The following is a 7,125-nucleotide window of genomic DNA, read 5'->3' on the forward strand; positions in this document are numbered from 1 at the left end:
CCGATGTGCGTACATTCGCACCCCGCTGCTTCGGTGGCGGGTTTGTTCTTTCTCAATTGGGGCCGACCGGAATTGACAGCTTGTGCATGTCGCGAGTAAGCGTGTCGGGAGTTGGATGAATCTCCCGTAAAAAAAGCCGTCCAAACAATAACTGGCGAGTATAGCTACGCCATGGCTGCCTAGTTTAGAACTAAGCACTGTCATCGTCCCGCACCCGTATTCCTTCTCACGGGTGAGTTCGGGGCGTCGTAAGAGTTAGGATAGTGCAGGTGGCGCTGTGACGCCTGCGCGAAACTCAAACAGATAAGGGGAAATCAAGGGCCTGATGTGCGCCTGGTTTCCTTCGAAAATCCAAGCATAGATACACACGTAGAAAGCTCGACGCCTTCCTTGTCTGGACCAGGGTTCGAATCCCTGCGGCTCCACTCTGTTTTAGAAGTGAGAGGATAGAAGTAAGAGCTTAGACTTCTGTTTTTTTCTCCGGCTTCTGAACTATCAAAACCCGATTTAGCACTGCTGAGTCGGGTTTTTTTATGAACCTGTATGGTTCTCATTCCGCGTGCTGGTCCTGTTAACAGCCGGCCCAATATACCCGCCCATGCCCAACGGAACCCTGCTGCTCATCGACGACGAAACCAGCCTGCGCCAGCTGCTGGCCCGGGTGCTGGAGCTGGAAGACTACACCGTGCTGCAGGCCCCTGATGCCCGCCGCGGCCTGGAACTGCTGCGCCAGCACGCCGGGGAGGTACTGGTGATTCTCTCCGATGTGAAGCTGCCCGATGGCTACGGCCTCGACCTGCTGCCGCGTTACAAGCAGGTGGCCCCGCTGGCCGAAGTGGTGCTGATGACGGCCTACGGCACCATTCCCGACGGGGTACGGGCCATGAAGGAAGGTGCTTTCGACTACCTCACCAAAGGCGACTCCGACGACCAGCTGGTGGTAGTAGTAGACCGCGCCGCCGAAAAAGCCCGCCTGCAGCGCCGCGTGGCCGACCTGGAAAAGAAAGTAGGCGCTCAGTATAGCTTCGACAGCATGATTGGCCGCTCCCAGGCGCTGATGCAGGCCCGCAAACTGGCCGAGCGCGCGGCCCCCACCGACAGTACCGTGCTGCTGGAAGGCCCCACCGGCGCGGGCAAGGAGCTATTTGCCCAGGCCATTCACCAGGCCAGTCCGCGCCGCAGCAAGCCGTTTGTGGCTGTGAACTGCTCGGCCTTCCCAAAGGATTTGCTGGAATCGGAGCTGTTTGGCTACAAGAAGGGCGCGTTTACGGGCGCGCTGACCGATAAGAAGGGCCTGCTGGAGGAAGCCACCGGCGGCACCTTGTTTCTGGACGAAATCGGGGAGCTGGAGCTGAACGTGCAGGCCAAGTTCCTGCGGGTGCTCGAAACCCAGCAGTTTACTAAGCTCGGCGACACCAAGCCCACCAGCGTGAACGTGCGCATCGTGGCCGCCACCAACCGCAACCTCAGGCAGGAGGCCGAAACCGGCCACTTTCGGCCCGATCTGTATTACCGCCTGGCCGTGTTTACGGTGCCAGTGCCGGGCCTCAACGAGCGGCGCGAGGACGTGCCGCTGTTGGCCGAGTACTTTTTGCAGTTCTTCGCCGGCAAGCTGCGCCGCCGCCTGCGCGGCCTGGAGCCCGAGGTGCTGGAACAGCTGCGCCGCCACGACTGGCGCGGCAACGTGCGGGAGCTGAAAAACGTGCTGGAGCGCGCCGCCATCCTCGCCGACGGCGACACGCTCACCACCGACGACCTGCCCGCCGACTTCCACTACTTTACAGCTTCGCCAACCGCCGACGAGGCCTCCGATAAAAGTCTGCGCAGCCTCGAAAAGCGCCAGATACGGCAGGTGCTCCACGACACCGGCGGCAACAAGATGGAAGCCGCCCGTCAGCTCGGCATCGGCACCAAAACGCTTTACCGCAAGATTCAGGAGTACGGGCTGTAGAGACGCAACATCTCGCGTCTCGGTGTTGAACGAAGCCGCCTGTGCCCCAGGGCTGAAGCCCTGGGCTACGTGGAGAATAGGCATTTCCGCTAACTAGCCCAGGGCTTCAGCCCTGAGGCCATAAGGACCAGCATCCTACCAAACCGGGTTATTCTGACCAGCGCACCGGGTCAGAATGACCCGGTTTTTTTGTGCGCGGCAGGCAGGCAAGTAGTTGATTTAAAAATAATATACCTGATAGTCAGATAGATAAAGCAATAAGTGAAGCGGTGAAGCCGGATGTGGGCCCGGATTGGCAAGAGGCAGCACACACCTCAACCAAGATTCCGCTGATGAATACTTTCTTCCTGTTTCCCCTGCTCACGGCCGCTGGCCTAGCCGGCTTCTGGCTCTTCTACAAGTCCGTCGATTTTTTCGACCAGATCTAGCCCCGTCGCGCCATGATGCTCATCCTGTTTTTCCTCTCTCTCGCCACGTTTGGCTACCTCTGCTACGTGCTGCTGCGCCCGGAGAAATTCTAAGCTACTTCCATGAACAACGAACTACTCAGCATCGGCCTGATCTACCTGGTCACGCTGGTGCTGGCCCTGCCGCTGGGTGCCTACCTGGCCCGCGTGTTCCGGGGCGAAAAGAGCCTGCTCGATTTTATGCGGCCCGTGGAGGCCGGCATCTTCCGGCTTTCGGGCATTGATGCCCGCCGCGAAATGAGCTGGCAGCAGCACTTGGTGGCGCTGCTTACCATCAACCTGGTGTGGTTTGGGCTGGCTATGCTCGTGCTCAGCACCCAGGGCAGCCTGCCGCTCAACCCCGATGGCAACCCCAGCATGTCGCCGGATCTGGCCTTTAACACGGCCATTTCCTTTCTGGTAAACTGCAACCTGCAACACTACTCCGGCGAGTCGGGCCTGTCGTACCTCTCGCAGCTGGTGGTGATTATGTTTCTGCAGTTCGTGAGTGCCGCTTCCGGCATTGCGGCGGCCGTGGTGGTGTTCAACGCCCTGCAAACCCGCACCACCGAGAAGCTGGGCAACTTCTACGACTACTTCGTGAAGAGCATCACGCGCCTGCTGCTGCCCGGCTCCCTGCTCATTGCTCTCATCCTGGCCTTCAACGGCACGCCCATGACGCTGCAGGGCAAGCAGGAACTCATTACGCTCCAGGGCGACTCGGTGGCTGTGAGCCGCGGACCGGTGGCGGCCATGGTGGCTATCAAGGAGCTGGGCACCAACGGGGGCGGATTCTACGGCACCAATTCGGCCCACCCGCTCGAAAACCCCAACTTTATCACCAACGCCGTCGAGAACATTGCGCTGGTGCTGATTCCGGTGGCCATGGTGTTTGCGCTGGGTTTCTACCTGAAGCGCCGCAAGCTGGCCTATATGATTTTCGGGGTGATGACCGTGGGCTTCGTGGCTTTGCTGGCTCCCACGGTGTACTACGAGCTGCACGGCAACCCCGCCATCAGCCAGATGGGCGTAAATCAGGCGCTGGGGGCCATGGAGGGCAAGGAAATCCGTTTCGGGGCGGCGGCTTCGGCCTACTGGAGCATCACCAACACCATCATCAGCTGCGGCTCGGTGAACTCCATGCACGACTCGTTCATGCCGATTTCGGGGATGAGCCAGATGCTGGGCATGATGACCAACGCCTTCTACGGCGGCTGCGGCGTGGGTCTGCTCAACTTCTTCGCTTACTTCATCATTGCCGTGTTCATTGCCGGCCTGATGGTGGGCCGCACGCCCGAGCTGCTGGGCAAGAAAATCGAAGCCCGCGAGATGAAAATTGCCATCCTCGTGACGCTGCTGCACCCGCTGCTGATTCTGGCCGGCACCGCCCTTACGGCCCACCTTTATACCGGCAACCCCACCGAGTACGCCGGCTGGCTGGCCAACCCCGGCTACCACGGCTTCTCCGAGCTGCTCTATGAGTTCACCTCCGCCTCGGCCAACAACGGCTCCGGCTTCGAGGGCCTCGGCGACAACACGCCCTGGTGGAACATCAGCACCGGCGTGGTGCTGCTGCTGGCCCGCTTCCTGCCCATCATCGGCCCGGTAGCCATAGCCGGCCTGCTGGCCCGCAAGAAGTACGTGCCCGAAAGCGCCGGCACCCTGCCCGCCGACACGGCCACCTTCGGGGTGATGGTGCTGGCCGTCATCGTCATCATTGCCGCCCTGGCCTTCTTCCCGGCCCTGGCGCTGGGGCCGCTGGCCGAGCATTTCTCGCTGTATTAAGCAGTATCGAGTAATGAGTATTAGGTACTGAGTCAGGGCCTGCTCTGGTCTTCTGCCAGAACTGAAAAGACGAAAGACAAAGTAGCAGTTGCTGGTGCCAGTAAGTCTTCGTCTGCAAACCAATCAAGGTGGAAATGCTCACCGGGGCTCAGGTTTGATAGACTTTCTAAAAAGTTACTCAGTTTCTGGAATGCTTCCAGGTCACCTGTAATCTTGAAATCTACACCCTCTACCTGCATTGTAACCAGCTGGTTTGACTGGTCAATCAACTCTAATGACAGGTGATGTAGTGCCTTATGATAGTGAATATTAGGTCTTTGTCTGAGTGAAAATCCTTTCGTTGGGAATTCAGTCAGGCAGTAGGAGAAGCTAAGAAAATCAGCAGAGGTACCCGAAATATCAATTTCAGTGTGGCCTTCAAATTCTCCTTGCAGTGAGCTGACATTAATAGATAGTTCGCACATAGTTATGAGGCAATACAAGGCTATTTCCAGATACACAAAGTAAGTGCTCAGAGGCAGCAATTGATAGCAATTAGTATTCTGGCAATGAGGCGAGTTTAGGTACATCCGCAACTCGTTTCAATCTCTTTCCTCTCAACTCCCAATGTCTACCAAATCCCAATCTCTCTTTCAACCCGCGCTGGTTTCCGAGGCCGTGAAACAGGCCTTTGTGAAGCTCGATCCGCGCATCATGTTCCGCAACCCGGTGATGTTCACCGTGGAAATCGGGACGGTGGTGATGCTGCTCGTGACGCTGGGGCTGCTGGTAAAGCCCGATGCCGCCCAAGGCTCGTTCGGCTACAACTTCACCGTGTTTGTGGTGCTGTTCCTGACGCTGTTGTTCGCCAATTTCGCCGAGGCCATTGCCGAGGCCCGTGGCAAGGCCCAGGCCGAAAGCCTGCGCAAAACCCGCGAGGAAACGCCCGCCCGCGTGCTCGATGCCAACGGCCAGGAGTCGTCAGTTTCATCCTCCCAGCTCCAGAAAGGCCAGATTTTCCTGGTGGAAGCCGGCGAAATCATCCCCACCGACGGGGAGATTATCGAGGGTCTAGCCACAATTGATGAGTCGGCCATTACGGGCGAGTCGGCCCCGGTGATTCGGGAGGCCGGCGGGGATAAATCCTCCGTCACGGGCGGGACCAAGGTGCTGTCGGACCGCATCAAAGTGGTGGTGACGACCGCGCCGGGCGAGTCGTTTCTGGACAAGATGATTGCGCTGGTGGAAGGCGCTTCGCGGCAGAAAACGCCCAACGAAATTGCCCTCACCATTCTGCTGGCCGGGTTTACGCTGGTGTTCGTGCTGGTATGCGTCACGCTGGCGCCGTTTGCCGATTTCGCCAACACGCCCATTGCCATTTCGGCCTTCATTGCGCTGTTTGTGTGCCTGATTCCGACCACCATCGGCGGGCTGCTCTCGGCCATCGGCATTGCGGGCATGGACCGCGCGCTGCGGGCCAACGTCATCACCAAAAGCGGCAAAGCCGTGGAAACGGCCGGCGACATCGACGTGCTGCTGCTCGACAAAACCGGCACCATCACCATCGGCAACCGCAAAGCCACCCACTTCTGGCCCGCGCCCGGCATCGAGGCGCGGCAGTTCGTGGAGCTGGCCACGCTGTCCTCGCTCACCGACGAAACGCCCGAGGGCAAGAGCATCGTGGAGCTGGCCCGGGAACAGCAGGTTGATCCGCAGCTGCTGCAAAGCCGTTTGCAGGGAGCCGAGCTGATCAAGTTCACTGCCGAAACCCGCAGCTCCGGCGTGACCCTCGCCGACGGCCAGCGCATCCGCAAGGGCGCTTCCGACGCCATTCGGCAGCTGGCGGTGAAAGCCGGCCAGCCCTTCCCGCAGGAGACATCGGAGCGGGTTGATGCCATTGCTAACAACGGCGGCACCCCGCTGGTGCTCAGCGAAAACGACCGGGTGCTGGGCGTGGTGGAGCTGCAGGATATCATCAAGCCCGGCATTCAGGAGCGGTTCGAGCGCCTGCGCAAAATGGGCATCAAGACGGTAATGGTAACCGGCGACAACCCGCTCACGGCCCGCTTCATTGCCGAAAAAGCCGGCGTGGATGATTTCATTGCCGAGGCCAAGCCCGAGGATAAGATGCAGTACATCCGCAACGAGCAGCAGCAGGGCCGCCTGGTAGCCATGATGGGCGACGGCACCAACGACGCCCCCGCCCTGGCCCAGGCCGATGTGGGCGTGGCCATGAATTCGGGTACCCAGGCCGCCAAGGAAGCCGGCAACATGGTGGACCTCGACAACGACCCCACCAAGCTCATCGAGGTGGTCGAAATCGGGAAGCAGCTGCTGATGACGCGCGGCACGCTCACCACGTTTTCGATTGCCAACGACGTGGCCAAGTACTTCGCCATTGTGCCCGCGCTGTTCATGGTGGCCATTCCGGCCCTGGGCGCGCTCAACATCATGGGCCTGAAGTCGCCGCAGTCGGCCATCCTCTCGGCCGTAATTTTCAACGCCATCATCATCCCGGCGCTGGTGCCGCTGGCGCTGCGCGGGGTGGCCTACAAGCCCATCGGGGCCTCGGCTTTGCTGCGCCGCAACCTGCTGGTATACGGCTTGGGCGGCGTAATTGTGCCCTTCATCGGCATCAAGGTCATTGACCTGGTAGTGGGGCTTTTCTTGTAGAAATTACAACGAAAACTCCCCTCCTCATATGAGGAGGGGACGCCGCGCCGAAGGCGCGGCTGGGGTGGTTGACCCGCATGCTGATGTTGTTTACCTGAACGACCCAACTCCGAATCGTTCAACGAATCAACCACCCCTAGCCCCTCCTTGCCAAGGAGGGGAACTAGGGAGTGTTTACAATTAGAGCCAGGTCAAGGCGGCAATCAAGCAGCAGGTGGCAAAGTAGTTCGCCGCTCGTTTATCAAAGCGGGTCGCCACAGCCCGGAAGCGTTTTAAGCCGTTAATGGCTCG

5 protein-coding genes and 1 other RNA gene are annotated in these 7,125 nt (G+C 59.5%); 5 read left to right on the top strand and 1 reads right to left on the bottom strand.

The features are described from left to right. The first annotated feature begins 58 nt into the window (after positions 1 to 58). From ssrA to kdpA, 4 genes are all read left to right on the top strand, one after another. Positions 59 to 428, top strand: a transfer-messenger RNA (tmRNA) gene (ssrA, locus tag EI293_RS19630). Positions 429 to 598: 170 nt separating this feature from the next. Beyond that, positions 599 to 1,951, top strand: coding sequence for a sigma-54-dependent transcriptional regulator (locus EI293_RS19635; protein ID WP_125440253.1), 1,353 nt, complete (start codon positions 599 to 601; stop codon positions 1,949 to 1,951). Positions 1,952 to 2,394: 443 nt separating this feature from the next. Then, entirely contained in the window at positions 2,395 to 2,472 is a 78-nt protein-coding gene (gene kdpF / locus EI293_RS22675; RefSeq protein WP_125440266.1) for a K(+)-transporting ATPase subunit F, read from the top strand. Between the two features lie 9 nt (positions 2,473 to 2,481). After that, positions 2,482 to 4,182 (top strand): potassium-transporting ATPase subunit KdpA, encoded by a 1,701-nt coding sequence (kdpA, locus tag EI293_RS19645; RefSeq protein WP_125440254.1) that lies wholly within the window; start codon positions 2,482 to 2,484, stop codon positions 4,180 to 4,182. A gap of 32 nt (positions 4,183 to 4,214) precedes the next feature. Here kdpA and EI293_RS19650 read toward each other — a convergent pair whose 3' ends face one another. Beyond that, positions 4,215 to 4,646, bottom strand: coding sequence for a hypothetical protein (locus tag EI293_RS19650; protein WP_125440255.1), 432 nt, complete (start codon positions 4,644 to 4,646; stop codon positions 4,215 to 4,217). Positions 4,647 to 4,788: 142 nt separating this feature from the next. Between EI293_RS19650 and kdpB the strand changes: the two genes are divergently transcribed. Continuing rightward, positions 4,789 to 6,834, top strand: a complete 2,046-nt coding sequence (gene kdpB, locus EI293_RS19655) for a potassium-transporting ATPase subunit KdpB (protein WP_125440256.1) — start codon at positions 4,789 to 4,791, stop codon at positions 6,832 to 6,834. Positions 6,835 to 7,125: the final 291 nt, after the last annotated feature.

It is taken from the genome of Hymenobacter perfusus (genome assembly GCF_003944765.1).
In the GTDB taxonomy this organism is placed as follows: domain Bacteria; phylum Bacteroidota; class Bacteroidia; order Cytophagales; family Hymenobacteraceae; genus Hymenobacter; species Hymenobacter perfusus.

Bases quoted from the DNA above. Each gene is read 5' to 3' on its own strand.
- kdpA (WP_125440254.1), top strand. From the start codon at position 2,482: ATGAACAACGAACTACTCAGCATCGGCCTGATCTACCTGGTCACGCTG.
- EI293_RS19635 (WP_125440253.1), top strand. From the start codon at position 599: ATGCCCAACGGAACCCTGCTGCTCATCGACGACGAAACCAGCCTGCGC.
- EI293_RS19650 (WP_125440255.1), bottom strand. From the start codon at position 4,646: ATGTGCGAACTATCTATTAATGTCAGCTCACTGCAAGGAGAATTTGAA.
- kdpB (WP_125440256.1), top strand. From the start codon at position 4,789: ATGTCTACCAAATCCCAATCTCTCTTTCAACCCGCGCTGGTTTCCGAG.
- kdpF (WP_125440266.1), top strand. From the start codon at position 2,395: ATGCTCATCCTGTTTTTCCTCTCTCTCGCCACGTTTGGCTACCTCTGC.